The sequence below is a fragment of the Butyrivibrio sp. genome, assembly GCF_017635265.1.
Lineage (GTDB): Bacteria > Bacillota > Clostridia > Lachnospirales > Lachnospiraceae > Butyrivibrio.
Genome location: NZ_JAGBLU010000063.1, coordinates 38497 through 60647, shown reverse-complemented (window position 1 = coordinate 60647; position 22151 = coordinate 38497). Strand labels below are relative to the sequence as shown.

The following is a 22151-nucleotide window of genomic DNA, read 5'->3' as shown; positions in this document are numbered from 1 at the left end:
TCCTCCTTTATGCCGGAGTGGCATATGTGGATGAACTTCTGGATGATACCATTATGAATTAGTAAATTCCACCATAATGTTTGGAATTAGTAACTTCCATGTTTGCCTTAAGAGGGGTGGAAGTTAGTATTACAATTCACTCTAATATAATTATATTCCAAGAGAACTAAGTCGCTCTTGACAATCCCCTGTTGTACCATTAACATATGAATCAAGAAATGGGTTTTTTACTGAGTAAGGTCTTTGGACTGGAAAAGGTCGCTCGTTTCTTTTTTTATGTTCATAATATCGTATAAGTACTTCTTCCCATCTTTATCATGTCTTAGAATCATTGCCACATGAAAGACATTGTATCTTTCCACTTCACCATCACTTGCAAATACCGGTAATGCAAATCGGGATTCGTATTTATACCAGCCGTACTTTGCATCCTTTTTATGCTTTGCCTTTGAATTATCTGTATGTTCCATGTTAGTAGCTATGATTATAAGCTCAGGTAAACCTTGAGCTGCATTGGCTTTTGCTTTTTCATTAGTGCCTTTTAGAATATGTGTATATTCCGAATGAGCATACTCATCAGGTAAATCTGTACCGATATACACTACCTCATTTGTCTCTGCAATCGTGTAAAACTCCCCTACATACTGTCTGAGGTATTCTTCAACATCTATCCATTTTATCCCTCGCTTTCCACGAAAAATAATATCGTTAATCATTACAACATTATGTCCCAGTGCATCCTTGATTACTGAAACATTTCTTGAATTACTTTCTTTTTCCAACTTTAACATTATTCTCTTTCTTATCTTCTTCAGCAATTCCATTCATTTTCTTTAGCCCATCATAATAAGCTTTATATCTATAGGCTGTGCGCCGACTGATTGCTCCATGATCCACAATTTCCATAATTGTCAGGCCGTCCTCATATAGCGCAACAAAGTCGTTATATGACTTCATCCAATGCTCGTCATGCTTCTGTCTGCCGGCATACTTTTTGCTCTTATAAAACGCAAGTTCTTCCCTAAGTTTTTCGTTTTCCTCCTCAAGTTCCGATATTCTTTTCAAAGCATCTTCAAGTGTCATCGCCATATACTCTCCTTCGTGCCAAAATTCTTATGGCACAATTATAATGTCATGGCTCCAAAGTGTCAATTTATACTTGACACTTATGCAGCCGTCTTTTTACCTGTCCTCTGCCCTGAATAAAGCATTTCTGACCTCTTCGAATATAACTCCAACAATTTCGAACTGTTCATTCTTGGCACGAATTCTATTAGGCAAGGGAAGTGGACGCGGCAAAAAGAAAAAGTAATACAAGGCACACGAACTTTCCAGGTGCCTGGACGCAATCTTTTTTCCGCATAGCAAAAGCGCACTCATACCTACTGTTAAGTAAAGCACGAGCGCGCCCTTAGTTTCTAATGATTGTTATACATTCATAACAAGTTCAATTTCATCTTCATCCTCAACTCCCGTAACCGAAAAACCAATATTTTCATATAGCTCTTTGGCTACATAATTATTTTTATTGCAGGTTAGTGCAATTCTGCAGGAATCGCCGAATGGTTTTGCTTTTATATATTCAACAATTTGGTTAAGCGCAGCTCTACCATAACCTTTGCCTTGTTGTGATTCATCAATCATCATATGCCAAATATCATACTCAGGTACATCATAATCATATATCACCATGACATACCCAACCATCTTTTCATCAGCATATATCCCAAAGGGTTGGCATTGATTCCTATATACATAAGCCTGCGCTAGACTTCGTACCGGATGAGAAACATACTCCTCTTGACCTTTAGCTAACTTGAGATTAAATGCATCTACAAAATTTTCCTCGTTAATTGCTTTCAAACTAATCATAGTTTTCCTCCATAAATATTCTGGTTCACTGATTCCTTTGATCTTGTATGAATATCTACGAAAACCATGACTTTTTTCAGCAAAAAAGCCGTGGCAAATATCCACGGCATCTAATCATAACAAACTAAGCAAAAATCACCGAGGTCTTCATGAGATATTCAGGTATAGTATTTATTCCACTTGTCATCATAATGAAGCACCTCCTCTCTGAATAAGGTTAATCTACTACAATAGTTACAAAGCTGTCAACAAAATACTATCAAATTTTACTCCGTTTGGATATATCGTAAAAAATTCAATTCTGATTATATCTCACTTGTCCCCAAGCATCTTTTTATAATAATCTGAATCGGTAGTTGCATCAAATCCATCAAGTAAATACTCTTTAGGAATGTATTTTGTATAATCAAGATCCATGTAATAGTTACAGAATATCTGCTCGCCGTATATTATTTTATACATAGCAAAAGCAGCGTACAATCAATAATCCGAATCATACACTGCTAATATATTCCTACTAAAGAAATCTCACTGACTCCATGTTGATTCATTTTCAGATGTAGTCAAAGATTCCTTGGATAGCGTCTGTGATATTTATAATGTCAGGATAATGTATCCTATCAATCTTTGAATAACCCCTGATATTCAAATCAAGGAGTGCCATTTTTTCACATTGAACATAACCTTCTACGTCTTCAGTTTCGATATGTATATGTAAAGGTCCTGCCTCCCCTTTTTCAAAAATAGGGCATCCGATTATCTCATAAGTCTGATTAAAGAAATCCTTACTCACAATAAGAACCGGTTTCTTGATATGTTCAATCTTAAGTATATCCCCCTGATGCAATTCTTCCTTCATTCCCATATCTCTCTTCCTACCGGTTCACCCCAGTCAAATTCACCGTCTAAATGGAGCTGCCCACCATATTCTTCAGCACGTTCTTCCAGTGTTCTATGTCTAAATGGTTTAACAAGCATTATCATGCCCTTAGACACCTTGACATCGAGAACATCATCAACCGAAACAGCTGCCTCCTGAAGCACTTCTTTGGGTATTCTAATTCCCTGACTATTTCCCCATGCTTTAACTTGAACCTGCATAAGCAATACCTCCTTTTTTGTATATACATTGTATATCCCCCAAGGCAAAAAAATCAACTTATTCCCTGTACTGTCCCAATCCATTTGATCTCATTCGACATATTCATGATAAGTAGCCTTCGTCTCAGCACTTGTAGCATCAATCTCATCAAGATTTATTTCTATCTCGATATGATCATCCGGCTTTTGTTGGGACAGACAAACAACAGTCTCAACTTGACTTTGATTGTCCAAAATAATTTTCATCTCCTTTTTGATGATAGGAAGCTTGAATTCTAATTTTCTGCGCTTCAAGTGAAAAACCATCAATCTGCATTGTGGTGAAAACACGAGTGTAAATGTATACCTTAGTCTTCATCTCCTGTTGTTTCAATTTCTATAACCCCCTTTTGTTCAATACGAGCAGCCTCATTTAACACACCCATTTGATACTTTGCAATATCCTGTAACTCTTCAAATCTATCCTTCTTTTCCTTTCCTTCTCGAATCATCTGCGCATTATGAGTCTCTAAATTCGATAGAACCGTTAATTCATTAATCGAAGCATAATCTCTTACATTACTATTTTTAGCTAATTCCGGATTTGCTTCTCTCCATGCCTTTGCTGTAAAGCCAAATAAGGCAACATTTAGCAAGTCTGCTTCTTCAGCATATTTAATCCACTGCAAGTCCTCTCTATAATTTCCTGACGGAATCAAATAATTCTTTACGGCGTCTGTCTGAATAAGATAGTTATTCTTTGTGAGAAATCTTTTAGCATTCCATTCAATTTTCTTAACATCATTTTCTTGTTCTTTTAGTCTCTGAAACTCTTTTATCAAATATAATTTAAATACAGGACTTATAGCTGAAGCAAACTCAAAGGCAATATCTTTGTGTGCAAACGTTCCACCATATTTACCTTTCTTTACATACATACCAATTGCATCCGTAGATTCAACCCAATCTGAAACACTCAATGTAAACAGTGGCAATCCTGCTTGCTTTTTAAAGTGGTCGAATTCGACCACTTTAAAATTTGGATTATATATTTGTTCCCAAGTTCCTAAGTACTCAAGTGTCGATCTATTTCTAATCCAATTCTTTATTACGTCGGAAGCTCGCGAACCACCTGTTCTAGCAGCTGCCATGTCTGTAATACATATAAAATCATCCACATCACCAACACTTACCGTAATAGGTATATCTTGTACTGTTATTATTTTATTCTTTCCCATTTCAATCACTTTCCTTCTAATTTGCTAATAGATAAAAATGTCTCATTTTTATTGCCCCGAATTCAATGCAATTACATTCCCAATACGAGTTCACTTCATTTATTTATTTCTTCCATTTTGACTAACTCACTTAGCTTCTTCGCATAAGCTAACAACCTCTTCTGAGCATCATCATTAAGCCCCTCGTACTCTATAATCAATTGCTTACCTTGGTAATCCAACTGATAGTCAACTGAATCCTCTACACTATCTATACCTTTTCCCGTCAGAAGTTGCTCAGGAGATACATTAAGTGCAGCACATATATCCATTATTTTATCTGCAGTTGGAGTATGATTCTTAGTTTTCCACTCACTGACAGTGCTCGGTCTAAGACCAACTCTTCTACAAAATTCACTCTGTGTTATTTGCTCACGTTCAATTAACATAAATATTCTTTCACTAATCGTCATTTTCATTTCTCCGAATTATCTTTTTCGTAACTACGAATATAATATCATGTGAATAGCACATATTCAATATCTAGCCCCAAATCGTCCCGGCAAAAGAGCTCCACCCCTAACCCACGGTTTTGAAAAATAGGCGCACTCATACTTACCGCCGAGTAAGTACCGAAGTGCGCCATTATATTTTTTATCTACGTTTCTCATGAATATATAATTCATCGTTTCATCAGTAAATCACTCATATCATGCATAATACTGTGCCTGTGCATTCCAAAGTTTGAAATACTGACCATCTGTTTCTTCTACCAGCTTAGAGTGTGCACCCTTTTGCACGATTTGTCCCTGATCAAAAACTGTTATTTCATCGCAGAACTGACAGGATGACAACCTATGACTGATATATATGGCTGTTTTATTTTCGACCATATTACTGAAGTCTTCATAAACCTGTGCCTCAGCCAAAGGATCAAGTGCTGCCGTAGGCTCATCAAGAATAATCATAGGCGTACCTTTGTAAAGAGCTCTGGCCAAAGCAATCTTTTGTGCTTCTCCTCCTGATACTTCCACTCCGTTTTCCGAGATATCTTTATACAAATATGTATCAGGTCCATTCTCCATAGACTGATATCTTTCGTAAAAAGATACTTTTTTCATACACTCTTCAAGCTTCTCTTTATCGTAACTTGTATCCGCTGCGATATTCTGCCCCAAAGTAAATGCAAAAAGTTTAAAGTCCTGAAAAACAAATGAGAAGAGTTTTAAGTATTCTTCATAATCGTACTTCTTAATATCAATACCGTTTAGGAGTATCTCTCCTTCCGTCGGATCATACAATCTGCAAAGCAGTTTGACAAAAGTAGTTTTGCCGGCTCCGTTCGTTCCTACAAACGCCTGCTTTTTCCCTATATTTAGTTTTGTATTTATGTTCTTTAAAGCATATGTATCACTTCCCGGATATTTGAAGGAAACATTTTTAAATTCAATACTATAATCATTCTCACCATTGTCACAAAAATAGTCTTTGGGAACCGGTAATTTTCCCTGATACTTATTATTGGGAATATCAAGATATTCAAACAGTTTTTCCAAATGCCTTGTATATACTTGGTTTTCAGAATAAATCCATGTGAGCAAACCCACGCATCCCACAAGTTCAGTAAGTACACCTACGTACTGCACAATACTTCCAACATCAAAAGCTCCCGTAGAAGCTTTGGCAACCACGAACAAGTAGCATAATGCGTTACAGATTCCCTGAGCAAAATAGAGCCGTCCCTGACAAAAACTCATTTTTCTAATGAATGCATTATCACTTCGGTTATGCTCCTCCATTTTTTTCATTTCTCTGTCAGCGATTTTTTCCTGGTCATAAATTCGTACATCCTTCGCTCTTGCAGTACTGTTATATAGCTCATGTCCATAAAACATAAAGGCTCTGTTATACCATACCGTTCCCTTGGTCCACTGCTCAAAAACCACATTTTCTTTGTGTGTCAGGTAGTTGTTAATAAACCCAAAAAAGACGAGCACGATAATGATTCCCAGTACCCAAAGCTTAGAATCTGTAATACTGTCCCCCGACTTTGACATAAAAAGAGAAGCTGTCAATGAGATGGAAGCAACAATTCCAACTATTACTTTTACAAGGCTCGTTGTATCCCAGATGAGCTGCCCTAACCCATTTCCAAACATAAACAGATTTTCTTCTGCTTTCTGCCTCATTTTCTGAATGTCTTTATTTTCAAGAATGGCGTAGTCCATGCTCATTTGTTTATCTGAGAAGATCTTATTAAAGTAATTCCACATTCCGGATTCTTTGTCATTGACGATCTTATCCATTATGTCCTTTATCATGGAGAACAACAAATGAATTCCTATTACCAAAATTACATAAAGGACAAGTACATTCTGTCTTCTGTCATTCATTAGTTCATTTATAATTCTTGCAGAAAACCAGACTGTTACAAACGGAGAAAGGGTTTCGAGCACAGCTGCGATTGTTTTTGCCCTGACAAGCCCCGGTACATATTTATTTAAAAGAGCATAACCGCGTTTGGTTATCTCAATTCTCTTTTGAATCTTCATCGGTGCTCTCCTTTCCTTCTCTATAATATTTAGCCTGAGTTTCAAACAGCTTGCTGTATATGCCTCCTTTTTTAAGAAGCTGATCGTGAGTCCCTTCTTCCGCAATCTTTCCGTTTTCTATAAGCAAAATACGATTGCAGAATCGTGTAGATGCTAATCTGTGAGAAATAAACACTGTAGTTTTATTCTTCATGATTTCATCGTATGACTCATATAAACTATTCTCCGCTATGGGATCCAATGCTGCTGTCGGCTCATCCAATATAACAACAGGTGTCTGTTTATACAGTGCTCTAGCCAGCAAAAGCTTCTGCTTTTCTCCACCGGACAGATTGATACCATCATCCCAAAATGCCCTGTCAAACTTGGTCTTGATTCCATTATCCAGAGCCGATATCTTCTCCCACAGCCCCGCCTGTTTTAAACATTTTTCTACCAGTTCTGAATCTGCTTTTTCTTCCGTCTCTTCCGCTACAATTTCTTCAATTGTTACCGGCAAAACAGAGTAATCCTGAAAAACAGCACCAAAGAGTTTATAGTACTGAATTCGGTTAAGTTCTTTTACGTCAGTTCCATTGTACAAAACCCGGCCTTTGGTAGGGTCTGTCAGCCCACAAATGAGCTTAGCAAGCGTCGTCTTTCCCGCACCATTTAATCCAACAATTGCAAGGTGCTCTCCGGCTTTTATATTAAGGTTCATATCCTTGATAATAGCTTCACCGTCATCAGTATAGCTAAAGCTAACATTTTCAAAGGTTATCACTCCCGGAGCATCGGTTTTCTCTACAGGAATTCCATCTTCCCTTTTATAGTACTCAGGATACTCCAGATAAGAACGGAAACGGTTCATTGCCATGCTTAGTCTTTTAAGATTATTCATCTGTCCAAGAATACTGCTAAGCCACACTGAAAAACCGGCAACCAGATTGAAATACAAAACAAACTCAGCTACAGTTATCTGATTTTTCCATATCATTCCGATCAAAACTATATAGGTTATTCCCTCTCTGATAAATGTCAGGCCGCTGTCTACTGCAGATACTCCAAATAATTTTGCTGTGTATCTGCGATACCAGGAAAGAAGTCCTGTCATGTTCTCTTTGTAGATCCGATCCATCCAGTCAGTCATATGGTAAAGCCTGATATCCTTAGCTGCCTGAATATCGTCTGATGCACGGATGATATACTGCATCCGTTGTTCATATCCGACTTTTTCCTCGTTATTTGTATCAACCCACTTTAACAATCTTCTGTTTAAGATAAAGCTTATAAGCGTAGTTGCACACAAAAACAAAATCAGTAGCGGATTCAGGCTCATCAGAATACCTGTAAATGCCACAAACCCTACTAAATTTGAGAAAAATAACACTGCCGAATCATAGGTCTGTGCATAATATGAAAAATTGCCATTGCAGCTTGAAAAGCTTTCACTCTGCAATTTTCTGAAATGCTCATTCTCCTGATTCCTGTAATCTGTCGTAAGTCCTTTTCGAGAAACCATCTGCAGGAAAAAGTCATTCATTGTAAACTTGTTCCAATAGATCAGTTTATCTAAATACTTCTGCAGGCCTGTTAATATAGCCAGAGATAATGTAAATGCTGCCGTCACTAATAGCAGATTCATCATTTGGCTTTTTCCAGTAATCATTTCTATTACTGTTTTTGGCAAAAAAGCCGTAATCACCGGAATAAGTGCATTTATCACGATAATGCATGAGCAATATACCAAAAGCGGAGGATACTTTTCTTTTGTAACCTTCACACAGTAGGCCAGATTTTGCAGGATTGTATACTTTTTATCTTGATTCATCCCTTTGTCCTTTCGAATTTCTTATGCTTGTCTCAATATACCACAAATAAAAAGCCACTCACGTTTGTTTCGCGAGTGGTCGTAATATGCACCTGAATGGCATTTAATTCATAGGCAATAATATTTCTGTAGCAAATACACCATCCTCATGCTGACGATTTATAAATCCGTTATTCTTTTCAACTATATAATCAATACGTGAGAGTCCAAATCCATGATTATCTCCACCCTTCGTGGATAAATACTGGTTCTTTTTGCCCTTTTGGGGTTTCCCGTTCATAGAATTATAAACAGATATGTATAACTGCTCTTTCAAGATACCGACAAATATTCTCACAAATCTGTTGGAATCCTGTTCCTCACGCATTACTGCTTCCATTGCATTATCTAAAAGATTTCCGATGATTGTACATAAATCTATCTCTGAAACAGAAAGCTTTTCAGGAACAATAGCTTTTGCATTAACCTCTATACCTTTTGAGTTCATTACAGAAATTTTACTGTTTAGTATTGCATCTACCATTACATTTCCGGTCTTTATGACTGTATCTACAGTTGTCAGATCAGCATTCAGATTCCATAGATACTCCCTGGTTTTCTCTTCATCCCCGCACAAAGCGAGCAAAGTCTGAATATGATTATGATAATCATGTCTCCAACCGCGCATAGTTTTATAAATATGCTGAACTTCTTCACAGTGTTTTTCAATCAAGTCAGACTGATATTCAGCGATACGTCTGTCTATCATTCTTCCAAATAGCCTATCAAATAAACTCATTGCCTTTTATATCTTTCCTTTAAAATACCGGATAAATGCAAGATTCACTTCGTTATATTTTCGCCTGGACAGTGGCACTATTTCATCGTTTTCCAAAGCAATTTCTGTTTTGCCGATTTGCTTAACCCTTTCAAGATTGACAAGATAAGAACGATGCACTCTAACAAACTGCTCTCCGAAACTTTTCTCTAGTTCAGTTATGGATACTTTTTGTTCGATCAAACCGCTTGTTGTATGAATCACGCAGGAATGCGAAAACACTTCAACATATAATATATTTCTTAAATTTAGCCTGAGAGTCTCGCCCTTTTCCTGCAATATGATATAAGGTTCAACCAACCTTATACGCTCTATTGCTTTATCCATAGCTTTATAGAATCTATCTCGTTCCAATGGCTTCATTAAGTAATGAATAGCGTCAACATCATATCCTTCTGCTATAAAATCAGGAAAACCTGTAACAAAAACGATTTGCAACTCGCTGTTACCCAGCCGAATTTCTCTGGCAAGCTCCACACCATTCATTTTTCCCATTTCAATATCAAGGATCAAAACATGATAATCTTTTTCGTCGGCATATTGAAAAAGAAATTCCTCTGCAGAGATAAAAGTGTGAATTTCAATAGATCTGTCATTTAAACGTGCCCATGTATTCAGGAAGCCTATGACATAGTCCTGATCCACATTGTTGTCATCACAAACAGCAATCTTATATTTCATAAGCTCCTCCTTTCCATGAACATTATAATTTTATAATTCATCAGAAATCATCTGAAAATGTCTCAAAGCATCCTCTATTGCTTTAACCTTTTCTTCCGGACATCCAGGCTGTCTGCTATTCTCAGATTTTCGCTTATTATAGTTTTCACGTTCTATAATTCCATGCTTTTGCTTAACCTGTGCAATGTTCAGATTTGTTACATGAAATCCGTAGTGCTCCTGCACCCATTCCTCAATTTCCTTGTATGTAGCCTTCGACTCAGCACTTGTAGCATCAATCTCATCCAGATTAATCTCTATCTCAATATGATCATCTGGCTTTTGTTGGGACAAAAGCACAACAGTCTCCACATGTCCGGACCAACTGAACATATCGCAAGCACGAATCTTTTCCAATGAATAGCCACCATCTGCGAGGATTCGCAGATCTCTGGCAAGGGTTGCTGAATCACAGCTGACATATACAATACGGTCAGGGCTCATCTTGAGCATTGTCTCAAGACACTTCTCATCACAGCCCTTGCGAGGCGGGTCTACAACTATCACATCCGGATGGAGAGCTGAAGCATCACTCGTTTTTCCTGCTGCCTTTGCACTTTCTCTATCATAGAATTCCGGAAGCACTTCCTCTGCCTTTCCGCAGAAAAATTCAGCATTACCAAGGCCGTTTCTAGAGGCATTTCTTTTGGCGTCTTCTATTGCATCAGGAATAATCTCCACTCCATAGACTTTCCCTGCAGACTTCGCCATAGCCAAAGATATTGTTCCTATTCCGCAATACAGATCCCATACAGTTTCATTCCCGGTTAAATCGGCATAGGTAATTGCCTGCTCGTAAAGCCTTTGAGCCTGTTTGGGATTAACCTGATAAAAAGAAAGAGGTGAAATTTCAAACTCAAGACCACACAAAGTATCTGAAATCGTATCCTTTCCCCAGATAGTATGTACTTCTCTGCCCATTATTACGTTTGTCTTTTCAGTATTTATATTGACAGAGATACTAGTCATTCCACTAATACTCTGTAAGGCCTTAACAAGCTCATTCTGAGCCGCGATAAATTCTACTCCACTTCCGTCACTAAACCTTAGATTATTTTCACTACCTTTCACATTAGAAAGTTCATTTTGCCTCTTTGCAGATGCTGTATTTTCCTTAGAATTTTTCCCTCTGTAGTTGATAACAAGGCACACCATTATCTGCCCACTGGTAAAGCCTTTTCTAATAAGCACATGCCTTATAAGCCCCTTGCCCGTTGCCTCGTCATACGCAGCTATACCATGCTTTTTCATGTGCGCAAGTACAATATCCAGAATCTCTTTATTTTCCTCAACTCCGATAAAGCAGTCATCAACAGGAATAATACTATGAGTTCTTCCTGCATAATAGCCGGCAACAGGCTTTCCATTCTTATCTGTCCCTATTGGATACTGCGCTTTATTTCGGTATCTCCAGGGCTCCTCCATACCGATTATCGGCTCCATGATACTGTCGATAAAAGACTCATCAAATCCGCCCAGTCGGACAATATTATTCCTTACTTTATTCTGCTTGAACTCAAGCTGCCTCTCATAGGTCATGTTCTGAAGCTGGCATCCGCCGCACTGTCTCGCAATAGGACATCTTGCTTCCTGTCTGTGAACAGATGGCTCCAAAACCTTTTCCAAATGGGCATAGGCATAGTTCTTTTTTGCCTTCATTATCTTGGCACTTACTTTATCACCAATTACCGCATCTTTAATAAAGAGGGTATAGCCGTCAACCTTGCCTATGCCCTCTCCGTCATTTCCTATGTCTGTTATTTCTACTGTAAGCAGATCATCTTTTTGATATTTGCAATCTGTCTTTATTTTCTTACTCATACATTATCCATTCTTTTACACAAAAATCTCTTGCCTTAGGAACTGTATTTGAATATCCCGGTAATCACTTTTTTTCGTTAAGTTTAGTGATATTCCTTAGACAATCACTCTTTCCAATGAAGCCTGTGAAGTTCGCCTTCTCTCTCAAGGCCTTTAAACTCATTTTGTCTAAGTGCTTCATATAAAACTATCGCCACTGAATTAGATAAATTCAAGGATCTTATGTCTTCACCCATAGGAATACGAATACAGTTTTCTTCGTTATCAACAAGAATTTCCTCAGGAATCCCGGCGCTCTCTTTTCCGAACATTATATAATCGTCCATTCCAAAAGAAACATCGGTATATGAATGTTTTGCCTTTGTTGTTGCATACCAGATTTTTGCTCCCGGATGCTTTGCCTTGAAATCTTCGTAGTCAATATATTTGGTAACGTCGAGCTTTGGCCAGTAGTCCATTCCGGCTCTTTTAAGGGCCTTTTCATTGATACTAAAGCCAAGTGGCTCTATAAGATGAAGACTTGTGTTTGTGGCAACGCAGGTCCTTCCGATATTTCCTGTGTTCTGTGGTATCTCCGGCTGATGTAAAACTATATGCATTTCAATTACTCCTCATCATCAGCATCCATTACTGCAGACTTTGGCAGAGAAAAAATAAACTCGGTTCCAACGCCCGGCGTGCTGATGACATTAATATTTTCTTCGTGGGCTTTAATTATTTCTTTTACGATAGAAAGGCCAAGCCCTGTGCCCTTCTTATCCTTTCCTCTGGACGAGTCTGACTTATAAAATCTGTCAAAAATAAGCTTCTGATCCTCTTTGGGAATTCCAATTCCGCTATCCTTGACTGAAACGAAAACCTTGCTGTGTTTCTCTGTAGTTTCAATTTTGATGGATGAATCATGATGACTGAACTTTATGGCATTGTCCACCAGATTGTAGAGCACCTGCTGAATCTTATCCACATCCGCGTTTACCAGCATTTTCTCATCCGTCAGAACCAGTTCTATTGCAATCTTTTTATTCCTGCAGGTTCCTTCAAAAGACTCCGCAACTTTTCTGATAGTCTGATTAATATCGAAATCAGACTTGTTAAGCATCATGCCCTTCGTATTAAGATTGTTCAAGGTCAATAGCTCATTGGTAAGCTTGGTTAATCTGTCTGTTTCATTTATTACTATTCCAAGATACCTTTCATGCATATCCTGCGGGATTGTGCCATCCTGCATTGCCACAAGATAGCCCCTGATAGATGTAAGCGGAGACCTGAAATCATGTGAAACATTTGCAATAAACTTCTTTTGATCATCCTCCGAACGGGCAATTTCTCCTGCCATATAGGAAAGAGATGCCGCAAGATATCCCATTTCATCCTCTGATTCAACAGAAAATTCATATCCCATATTTCCTGCCGCATACTGCTCCGTTGCTTTAGTTATCTTACGCAGCGGAATATACACAAGCTCTGTAAAAAAGATAAGAATAATAAGCGACAGCAGGAAAAGAACTATCAGCATCAGATATGAGATGTTCAAAAACTCATTGGCTGATTCCACCAGGTCAGATACCGGCTCATGTATTACCACATATGCCTGAACCTTGTAATTGGCAGTTATCGGAGCAAATACACTTATCACTTCTTCGTTAAAAGAGCCCCAAAAGTTGCCGGTAGTATAGTAAGAGCCTCCAAGTACAGAAGGATCAAAGCCCTCAATAACTATCTCATCTCCGGGGCCCAGTTTTCTGGAAGAATCCAAAACCAGCCTCCCTGATGGGTTTATTATCCATATGGGTTCATTATCCATATATTTGGACAAAGTAACCATTTGTGTATGCACTGCTTCCAGCGAAGTTTCACTGTTGTAAAGGTCTGCCGCATATGTGTTGGCTATCTGTGTTGCAACCTGATACATATTATCAGTTTTGTCCCTGCGAAGTCTTTCATAGGTCATGCTGTATACAAATGTCGCAACTACAACAAATCCAAATACGCCAAACAGAAGATATGCAAGAAGAAACTTCAGATAAAGAGTCCTCTTCATTTATTCTGTTACCTCGAACTTATATCCTATTCCCCAGATTGTAGCAAGACGCCAATTCTCATGATCACTTAATTTCTCACGAAGTCGTTTGATATGAACGTCTACAGTTCTGGTATCTCCCACATATTCATAGCCCCAGATCTGGTCAAGGAGCTGTTCTCTGGTAAAAACATGGTTCGGAGATGCAGCAAGGAAATATAGAAGTTCCAATTCCTTCGGAGGCATATCCACACGTTCTCCCATATAGTTTACTGAATAGTTTGTCATATTGATTTCAAGGTCCGGATATCTGACAACCTTGTCATTGGATTCAGTCACTTCCTGAACCTGCGGTTTAAAGCGCCTTAAAACCGCTTTTACTCGTGCTACCAGTTCCTTGGAGTCAAAGGGCTTTTCCATATAATCATCTGCCCCCATCTCAAGACCGAGAACCTTATCAAAAACCTCGCCCTTTGCCGAAAGCATGATTATAGGTGTCTGGGATTTGGTTCTTATCTCCCTGCAAACCTGATAACCGTCGATGCCCGGAAGCATCAGGTCAAGTAATATAAGGTTTGGTTTAAAGGTATCAAAAGTATTGATTGCTGATTCACCGTCATTACATATCTTTGTCTCAAAGCACTCTTTTACCAGATACAAAGATATGAGCTCTGCAATGTTGTTGTCATCATCCACAATAAGAATTTTCTGTTTAGTAACCATATTTCCCCCGTTTATTTAATAAAAGTTACGATTGTGACGCCCGCGTCACCTTCTCCAAATTCGCCAAGCTTAAAGGATTTCACATAAGGAACACCCTTTAAATATGTATGAACAGCCTGCCTCAGAATACCTGATCCCTTACCATGAACAACTCTGACATTATTAAGATGTGACATATAAGCATCATCAAGGTATTTATCAAGAGCTGCTATTGCATCATCGCTGTTCTTACCTATAAGATTTATCTCTGTTCTGATATTGGCGGAACGGGATAGATCCATCTTGGAACTTCCGCTTGTTCTTCCGTAAAACTTCTTCATGGCAGTCTTGGCATCATCATCGCCTATCAGAACAAGGTCTCTGATATTCGCCTTTGTTCTCATTATTCCGCACTGAACATAGAGATTGCCATCCTTATCAGGCTTGGAGCTGATGGTTCCTTTAAGTCCCATTGAAACTATTTTTACCGATTCGCCAAGCTTTAGCTGTGACTCCTTCAAAATAGGATGGGTTTCTTTAGACTGCTCTTTTTTCTTGGAAATAGCCTTGTTCTTGTCTGATATTTTCTGTCCGACGCTTGTTCTTGCTCTTTCAAGATCCTGCATCGAAGCATTTGGTCCCGCTTTTCTGAATGTTCTTATGGTTTCGTCCGCAAGATCCTTGGCTTCTTGTAAAATAGCTCTGGCCTCTTCATTGGCCTCTCTTAAAATGTCGTCCTTCTGACTGTCAAGTTTTGATCTCTTTTCTTCCAGCTGTGATTTTAGCTGCTCTACTTCCTTTTTATATTCGGAAATCTCAAGTCTTTCGTTCTCAATGATCTTTCTGCTTTTCTCAAGATCTGCCAAAAGATCCTCAAATTTTTTATCATCTGTACTTATCTGCTCTTTGGCAGCATCAATTATTCTGTCCGGAAGTCCAAGCTTGGAAGAAATTGCAAAAGCGTTACTCTTTCCGGGAATACCTATAAGAAGCTTATAGGTTGGCTTTAAGGATTCCACGTCAAACTCACAGCTGGCATTTTTTATCCCCGGAGTATTTAAGGCGTATACCTTAAGCTCACTGTAGTGGGTGGTTGCCAATGTCCTTATTTTCCTGCTATGAAGGTCGTTAAGTATTGATATTGCAAGAGCTGCCCCTTCCGTAGGGTCCGTACCTGCTCCAAGCTCATCAAAAAGACACAACGAGTTCTCATCTGCATTCTCAAGGATTGATACCGTATTGGTCATATGCGAAGAAAATGTAGAAAGAGACTGCTCAATGCTCTGCTCATCTCCGATATCAGCATATACTTCATTAAAAACCGACAGCTCAGACTTATCTCCCGCAGGTATTGCCAGCCCTGCCTGTCCCATAAGTGTCAAAAGACCTACCGTCTTAAGTGTAACAGTTTTTCCGCCGGTATTTGGTCCCGTGATGATCAGCATATCAAAATCCTTACCTGCATAGACATCAATCGGAACTACCTTGTCTTTGGCAATGAGCGGGTGTCTTCCTTTCCTGATATCAAAGGCGTGATTGTCATTAAAGATCGGAGTTGTACCGCCAATCTCAAGTGCGTAGGAAGCCTTTGCAAATATAAAATCCAGGTCAGTCATAATGTCTGAATTATATTTGATAGGATTTATGTGCTCAGCGGTCATAAGACTCAGTTCCAAAAGAATCTTCTCTATTTCAGCACTTTCCTGAAGTGCCATCTCCCTGAGCTTGTTATTAAGTTCAACAACTGCCGCCGGTTCTATAAACAAAGTTGAACCCGATGAAGACTGATCATGAACCATACCACTGATCTGCGATTTGTACTCAGCCTTTACAGGAATACAGTATCTTCCGTCTCTCATGGTAACAACTGCATCCTGAAGGTATGTCCTCATGGAACCGTTCAGCATTTTCCCAAGCTGATCATGTATCCTGTCATTAGTGAGCATTATGCCTCTTCTAATATGCCTGAGTGCGGGACTTGCATCTGAACTTATCTCATCTTCAGAAACAATACATCTTCTTATTTCAGCTGCCACAAATGTAAGTGGTTCAAGAAGTTCAAATGATTCCGTCAGAGAATCTCCCGTTTCGTCATCTCTTGCCGGTCTTCCATAGGTCTTTACCCTGTTAACGTTATCAAGAAATGCAGCTATTCGCAAAAGAGATACCGGCTCAAGAGCGCTGCCTATTTTAAGAGCCTTAAGAGTAGATTCGAAATCTCTGTTGTCTCCAAAAGAGGTCTCTCCCTTTTTTAAAATCCTTGAAATAGCATCGGCAGTTTTTTTCTGATTATTTCGAATCTCTTTAATATCTGAAGACGGGACAAGCTCACGGCAAAGTTTCCTTCCCGGCTCCGATGTTGCATGCTCTGAAAGTCTTTCTATTATTTTGTCATATTCAAGTACACGTAATGCTTTTGTGTTCATATAAATCCAGCCCTTAACATATGTTTTTACATAATTATCCAAAGTACAGTTTATCATTTATGCCCCCTAATGGCTAGATTTAACCCATAAAAACGTCTATAATAAGTTAAATGTTTGGTTTTGGGGGAATATACAATGCCACTTAATCCTGAAGATAACAAAAACAGTAATCTTGCAGATACGAACTTTATCAGTGAAAAGATAAAGCAGCGTCCTATAAATAGAAAAAAGCTTCTTCGCCGTACTTTAATAACAGTCTCTCTGGCAGTTGTTTTTGGCATCGTCGCTTGTCTGACATTTCTCATTCTTCAACCTGTTTTCAGCGACAAACTTTATCCGGAAAGTGAACCTGAAGCAGTATCTTTTCCCGAGGAAACTCCGAGCGAAGAGCTCACTCCCGAGGAAATGTTTGCAGATGACAACCAGATTGCCGCAAGCGAGGCTTTAAGTCTGGAGGAAAGCCAAAAGGACCAAATCGATCAGGCCATTGCTTCATATTCTTTTGACTCTGCTGATTATGAAAAGATGATTCTATCCTTAAGGAATGTCACGGCACAGGTTGAAAAACATATCGTAAAGGTAACTGCAATTTCCAACGATTCCAACTGGTTTACAGATTCTTACGAGACAAAAGGTTCCACTTCAGGACTGATTGTTGCGGATAATGGCACTAACCTATATATTTTAGTTCCTTCGGCATCTGTGGCCGATGCTGAATCGATCGGTATCACTTTCTCCGATGGTTCTACAGCCACCTCGGAAATCAGCCTTATTGATACTATCACCGGTCAATGTGTCTTAACCGTTCAGAGATCACAGCTTTCAGAAAATACCAGACAGACCATATCCCCGGCAGAACTTGGCAGTTCAAGTCTCGGAAGCCTTACAGGTTCCCCTGTCATAGCAGTCGGAAGCCCTATCGGAATTCAGGATTCTATCGCTGTTGGCATAGTCACATCTGAAAAAAGCCCTCTAAACCTTGTGGATTCATCCTACAAGCTCATTACTACGGATATTTACGGAAGCAGCGAAGCCACCGGTGTACTGATAAATCTTAAGGGACAGGTTATCGGAATAATTGATACTTCCCATAACTCTACAGACATGCAAAATCAAATCTGTGGAATAGGAATTACAGAGCTGAAGCCTTTAATAGAAGATCTCTCTAACGCAAGGCCAAGGCCTTATCTGGGAATCCATGGCGCCACAGTTCCTTTGGACATCCAAAACACACAGAATCTCCCATCCGGTGCGTACATTACAAGTACCGAAATGGGATCCCCCGCCATGAAAGCAGGTCTTCAAAGCGGCGATATCATCACATCTTTTAACGGATACGACATCAACACTTATGACCATCTGATAACAAGGCTTGCGGGCTGCTCGCCTGATGATATAGTATCGATTAAGATCATGAGACAGGCTCCTGACGAGTATATCGAACTTGAAATAGAAGCAACTATGACAAGTTCTACAACAAAATAAATGCAATATAGAAATGAGGTTTTTTAATGAAGTTTATTAAGGATTTAACCCCCGGTGACCGCGTTGCGGACATCTACATGTGCAAGCACAAGCTCAGCGCAACTACCAAAAACGGAAAAGAGTATTATTCTGTAACTCTCCAGGACAAAACCGGCACAATTGATGCCAAGATCTGGGAGCCTAACAGCGACGGAATAGATGAATTTGATGATACGGATTGCATTGACGTTTTCGGAGAAGTAACCAGTTTTAACGGCGCTCTCCAGATCAATGTCAAAAGGGCGAGAAAATGTCACGAAGGTGAATACGACCCTTCACTTTACCTTCCGGTTTCATCCAAGGACATAGATGTTATGTACAAAGAGCTTCTTGGAATAATCGGAACTATCGAGAATCCATATCTCAAAAAACTTTTGGAAGAATTCTTTGTTCATGATGAGGCATTTATTACTGCCTTCAGGAAGTCCAGCGCCGCTAAAACTGTTCATCACAGCTTCATAGGCGGACTTTTGGAACATACACTCAGTGTTACCAAGCTTTGCAACTTCTACTGCACTTCATACCCTGCGCTCAACAGAGACCTGCTTTTAACAGCAGCTATCTGCCACGACATCGGTAAGACAAAAGAGCTTAGTCTTTATCCGGTAAATGACTATACAGATGAAGGTCAGTTCCTTGGCCATATTGTTATGGGCGCTGAAATGGTCGGAGACAGAATCCGTGAAATTAACGGTTTCCCCCTTATTCTTAAGCAGGAGCTTATTCACTGCATTCTGGCTCACCACGGCGAGCTTGAATACGGTTCTCCCAAAAAGCCTGCTATTATTGAGGCTGTTGCCCTTAACCTTGCAGATAACACCGATGCCAAGATGGAAACCTTTACCGAAATTCTCGGAAACATCACAACTCCGGGCTGGCAGGGATTCAATAAATTCTTTGAATCCAACATCTATTCAACCAAAATGGAATAATAATCTTTTATAGGTTAACAAAAAAAACTTTAGTTTTTTGTATAAAACGACAAATATTTAAAATATTTAAGATTAATCTAAAATATCTATTGACTGTCAATCCTCCGCTTTGTAGAATTGTTACAAAGAGATGTTCGTATGTACAATTTTTTTAGGAGGATTGACTATGAAAAAGAAAGTTCTAAGTATTATCTTAGCCGGCCTTATGGGCGCCGGTGTCCTTGCTGGATGTTCCACAACCACAGTTGAAGAAGCTGGTGAAGCTACCGCCGACACACAGACTGCTGCCGGTTCAGAAGCTACAGCTACTGAGTCTGAATCCACTACAGAATCTGTTACAGGTGAGGGAGATCAGACTATTCATGTATTCCTCTACATGCAGGAGCATGAGAAAGCTATCTACCAGAAACTCATTGACCAGTTTGTAGAAGAGCACAAAGATCAGGTAAAGGAAGTCGTATTTGAAGTAACAACTCAGGATGAATACAACCAGAAAATGATCGCCAACATGACAGCAGGCGATATGCCTGACGTATTCTACGTTGGTCCTGCTTCAGTCCGTTCTTATGTAGACAACGGATATGTTCTTCCTCTCGACGATTATGTTGATGAAGCAACAATAAGCAGCATTTGGGGAACAACTCAGGAGATTTACAGATATGACGGAACCAACATCGGAAGCGGTTCACTCTATGCATTCCCTAAGGATCTTTCATGTTTCGCATTTGCGTACAATCAGGATCTTTTCGATGCAGCAGGTCTTGAATATCCGGATCCGGAGAACCCATACACATATGATGAGTTCATCGAAGTCTGCAAGGCTCTTACAATTGATAAGGACGGAGACGGTGAAATTGATCAGTGGGGTGTTGCAAATGCAGATCAGTTCGGTATGACTCCTTATCTTTACTCTAACGGAGTTAAATTCTTAAACGACGATATGACAAAAGTTAATGTAGCTAACAACCCTCAGCTTACAGAGGCACTTACATTCTACACAGACCTTACAAAGAATGGTCTTACACCTTCTGTTGAGCAGGATACAGCTCTTGGCGGATATCAGAGATGGCTTGACGGTCAGGTTGCATTCTATGCTTGCGGTACTTGGGATGTAGCTGCATTTATGGATGATGCAACATTCCCTTATAAGTGGAATCTCTGCGGATGGCCTGTTGGACCTTCAGGCGATGGCAAGAGCCACACATGGATGGGTTCTGTTGGTTACTGCGTATCTTCAACAACAAAGTATCCTGAGCTTTGCGCAGAACTTGTTGCCAAGCTTTCAACAGATCCTGATGGACAGAGAGAAGTTTCAGGTATTACTTCAGGCGCATCAATCCAGCTTCCTAACATTGTTGACCTTGCTTATGGCGAATTCAAAGATGCTGTTAACAACGGAACTGTTCCATATGCTTCAAATGTAGATGTAATCTTCGGATACTTTGATGGAAACGACCACTATGAAGCAGCACTTCAGGAAACAGACTACACATACAACGCAGAATGGTTCACTCCTTTCTGGTCGGGTGTATTCAACATCAAGAACGGCGACATTTCTGTTGAGGATTATCTGAATCAGGTAGAGCCTGAGATGCAGGCAGCACTTGACGAAGCAATTGAGCTTCAGAATTCTGCAACAAAATAATACGGGCAATACTCAATAAACAATCAAACAAAGCCCCTCAAAGCACTTGCTGAGGGGCTTTAAGTTTCAAATCGGAGCAAAGGTATGTCAAAAAATAAAGTTAAAGTGCAACGTTCTGCAATGGCAAAAAGAGAAGAACGATGGGCATGGCTCTTTATCGCCCCACCTTTTATAGGTTTTATGCTCTTTATGGCCTACCCCATTGTCTTTGCGATTATAGCAAGTACCAGTAAATGGACCGGAATCAATTCACTTTGGGGCAATATAGTAGGACTTCAAAATTATATAAAGATCTTTTCAGATATTAAATTCTGGAAATCAATGGGGACAACAATCATCTATATGATAGGAATTCCGATTGGAATGATACTTGGAATCCTTATCGCAATGGGACTTAACAGAAAGATTCCCGGCAAAAGATTTCTCACCACAATGTACTATGTACCTGTTGTATCATCTTTGGTTGCCGTTTCGATTCTCTGGGCCTGGGTATTCAATTACGACTACGGCCTTCTTAACGGAATCTACAAATTGCTCACCGGAATGCATGGTCCAAACTGGCTTGGTGATGAACAGATGGTAAAAGTATCCCTCATCATCTTCATGGTCTGGAAAGGCCTTGGCGGTACAGTCATCCTTTATCTCGCAGGGCTTCAGAATATCCCTCAAGACTACTATGAAGCTGCCATGATAGACGGAGCAAACGGATGGGAAAAATTCAGGAATATCACGCTTCCTCTTTTATCCCCAGTTACTTTCTACGTGCTTATCACATCACTTATCGGTGGTTTCCAGGTATTTGTAGAAGTTCAGGTTATGACTCCAAGCGGCGGACCAAACTACAGCTCAGCAACCGTTGTGTTCTATCTGTATGAAAAAGCCTTCACAAACGGACAGCTTGGCTATGGTAGTGCCGTTGCAGTAATTCTTGCGATCATCATATTCATTATCACGGCCATCAACTTCTGGGGCCAGGATAAATGGGTAAAAACTATAGACTAAGGAGGTGTGAA

General features: G+C 39.5%; 22 protein-coding genes. 4 read left to right on the top strand and 18 right to left on the bottom strand.

Annotated elements, in window-relative coordinates:
• Window positions 1-227: 227 nt before the first annotated feature.
• The 18 genes from J6O61_RS07850 to J6O61_RS07760 all read right to left on the bottom strand — a co-directional run bounded on the left by J6O61_RS07850 (window position 228) and on the right by J6O61_RS07760 (window position 17037).
• Window positions 228-791, bottom strand: a complete 564-nt coding sequence (locus J6O61_RS07850) for a hypothetical protein (RefSeq protein WP_292211632.1) — start codon at window positions 789-791, stop codon at window positions 228-230.
• The gene (locus J6O61_RS07845; RefSeq protein WP_292211630.1) at window positions 766-1089 is read right to left on the bottom strand and encodes a helix-turn-helix domain-containing protein; all 324 of its coding nucleotides are present in this window, start codon (window positions 1087-1089) and stop codon (window positions 766-768) included. The genes J6O61_RS07850 and J6O61_RS07845 overlap by 26 nt, the downstream gene beginning before the upstream one ends.
• A gap of 339 nt (window positions 1090-1428) precedes the next feature.
• On the bottom strand, window positions 1429-1872 hold the full coding sequence (locus tag J6O61_RS07840) for a GNAT family N-acetyltransferase (RefSeq protein WP_292211628.1): 444 nt from the start codon (window positions 1870-1872) through the stop codon (window positions 1429-1431).
• A 312-nt stretch (window positions 1873-2184) separates the two neighbouring features.
• Window positions 2185-2334, bottom strand: coding sequence for a hypothetical protein (locus J6O61_RS07835; protein WP_292211625.1), 150 nt, complete (start codon window positions 2332-2334; stop codon window positions 2185-2187).
• 91 nt (window positions 2335-2425) lie between these two features.
• Window positions 2426-2737 (bottom strand): type II toxin-antitoxin system PemK/MazF family toxin, encoded by a 312-nt coding sequence (locus J6O61_RS07830; protein WP_292211623.1) that lies wholly within the window; start codon window positions 2735-2737, stop codon window positions 2426-2428.
• On the bottom strand, window positions 2728-2973 hold the full coding sequence (locus tag J6O61_RS07825) for an AbrB/MazE/SpoVT family DNA-binding domain-containing protein (protein WP_292211621.1): 246 nt from the start codon (window positions 2971-2973) through the stop codon (window positions 2728-2730). Before J6O61_RS07825 ends, J6O61_RS07830 begins: the two co-directional genes overlap by 10 nt.
• 90 nt (window positions 2974-3063) lie before the next feature.
• Window positions 3064-3207: a hypothetical protein gene (locus J6O61_RS07820; RefSeq protein ID WP_292211616.1), complete on the bottom strand. Its 144-nt coding sequence runs from the start codon at window positions 3205-3207 to the stop codon at window positions 3064-3066.
• Window positions 3208-3320: 113 nt separating this feature from the next.
• A complete protein-coding gene (locus J6O61_RS07810; RefSeq protein ID WP_292211613.1) occupies window positions 3321-4190 on the bottom strand; it encodes a KilA-N domain-containing protein in 870 nt (289 codons plus the stop codon).
• 95 nt (window positions 4191-4285) lie between these two features.
• A complete protein-coding gene (locus J6O61_RS07805) occupies window positions 4286-4642 on the bottom strand; it encodes a helix-turn-helix domain-containing protein (protein ID WP_292211611.1) in 357 nt (118 codons plus the stop codon).
• A gap of 237 nt (window positions 4643-4879) precedes the next feature.
• A complete protein-coding gene (locus J6O61_RS07800) occupies window positions 4880-6721 on the bottom strand; it encodes an ABC transporter ATP-binding protein (protein WP_292211608.1) in 1842 nt (613 codons plus the stop codon).
• A complete protein-coding gene (locus J6O61_RS07795; protein WP_292211606.1) occupies window positions 6699-8531 on the bottom strand; it encodes an ABC transporter ATP-binding protein in 1833 nt (610 codons plus the stop codon). Before J6O61_RS07795 ends, J6O61_RS07800 begins: the two co-directional genes overlap by 23 nt.
• A 103-nt stretch (window positions 8532-8634) precedes the next feature.
• Window positions 8635-9309 carry a sensor histidine kinase gene (locus tag J6O61_RS07790; protein ID WP_292211604.1) on the bottom strand — a complete coding sequence of 225 codons (675 nt, stop codon included), beginning with the start codon at window positions 9307-9309 and terminating at the stop codon, window positions 8635-8637.
• A 6-nt stretch (window positions 9310-9315) separates the two neighbouring features.
• A complete protein-coding gene (locus J6O61_RS07785) occupies window positions 9316-10029 on the bottom strand; it encodes a LytR/AlgR family response regulator transcription factor (protein ID WP_292211601.1) in 714 nt (237 codons plus the stop codon).
• A 30-nt stretch (window positions 10030-10059) separates the two neighbouring features.
• The gene (gene rlmD / locus J6O61_RS07780; RefSeq protein WP_292211598.1) at window positions 10060-11889 is read right to left on the bottom strand and encodes a 23S rRNA (uracil(1939)-C(5))-methyltransferase RlmD; all 1830 of its coding nucleotides are present in this window, start codon (window positions 11887-11889) and stop codon (window positions 10060-10062) included.
• Between the two features lie 104 nt (window positions 11890-11993).
• Window positions 11994-12488, bottom strand: coding sequence for a tRNA (cytidine(34)-2'-O)-methyltransferase (locus J6O61_RS07775; RefSeq protein WP_292211595.1), 495 nt, complete (start codon window positions 12486-12488; stop codon window positions 11994-11996).
• Window positions 12489-12493: 5 nt separating this feature from the next.
• Window positions 12494-13930, bottom strand: coding sequence for a HAMP domain-containing sensor histidine kinase (locus J6O61_RS07770; RefSeq protein ID WP_292211593.1), 1437 nt, complete (start codon window positions 13928-13930; stop codon window positions 12494-12496).
• Window positions 13931-14632: a response regulator transcription factor gene (locus tag J6O61_RS07765; RefSeq protein WP_292211592.1), complete on the bottom strand. Its 702-nt coding sequence runs from the start codon at window positions 14630-14632 to the stop codon at window positions 13931-13933.
• 11 nt (window positions 14633-14643) lie between these two features.
• Window positions 14644-17037 (bottom strand): endonuclease MutS2, encoded by a 2394-nt coding sequence (locus J6O61_RS07760; RefSeq protein WP_292211635.1) that lies wholly within the window; start codon window positions 17035-17037, stop codon window positions 14644-14646.
• A gap of 135 nt (window positions 17038-17172) precedes the next feature.
• Here J6O61_RS07760 and J6O61_RS07755 point away from each other — a divergent pair, with 135 nt between their 5' ends.
• The 4 genes from J6O61_RS07755 (at window position 17173) to J6O61_RS07740 (ending at window position 22140) form a co-directional block, all read left to right on the top strand.
• Window positions 17173-18522: a S1C family serine protease gene (locus J6O61_RS07755; RefSeq protein WP_292211590.1), complete on the top strand. Its 1350-nt coding sequence runs from the start codon at window positions 17173-17175 to the stop codon at window positions 18520-18522.
• Window positions 18523-18548: 26 nt separating this feature from the next.
• Window positions 18549-19493 (top strand): 3'-5' exoribonuclease YhaM family protein, encoded by a 945-nt coding sequence (locus J6O61_RS07750; protein ID WP_292211588.1) that lies wholly within the window; start codon window positions 18549-18551, stop codon window positions 19491-19493.
• 166 nt (window positions 19494-19659) lie between these two features.
• A complete protein-coding gene (locus J6O61_RS07745; protein WP_292211586.1) occupies window positions 19660-21138 on the top strand; it encodes an ABC transporter substrate-binding protein in 1479 nt (492 codons plus the stop codon).
• A gap of 84 nt (window positions 21139-21222) precedes the next feature.
• The gene (locus tag J6O61_RS07740; RefSeq protein ID WP_292211583.1) at window positions 21223-22140 is read left to right on the top strand and encodes a carbohydrate ABC transporter permease; all 918 of its coding nucleotides are present in this window, start codon (window positions 21223-21225) and stop codon (window positions 22138-22140) included.
• Window positions 22141-22151: the final 11 nt, after the last annotated feature.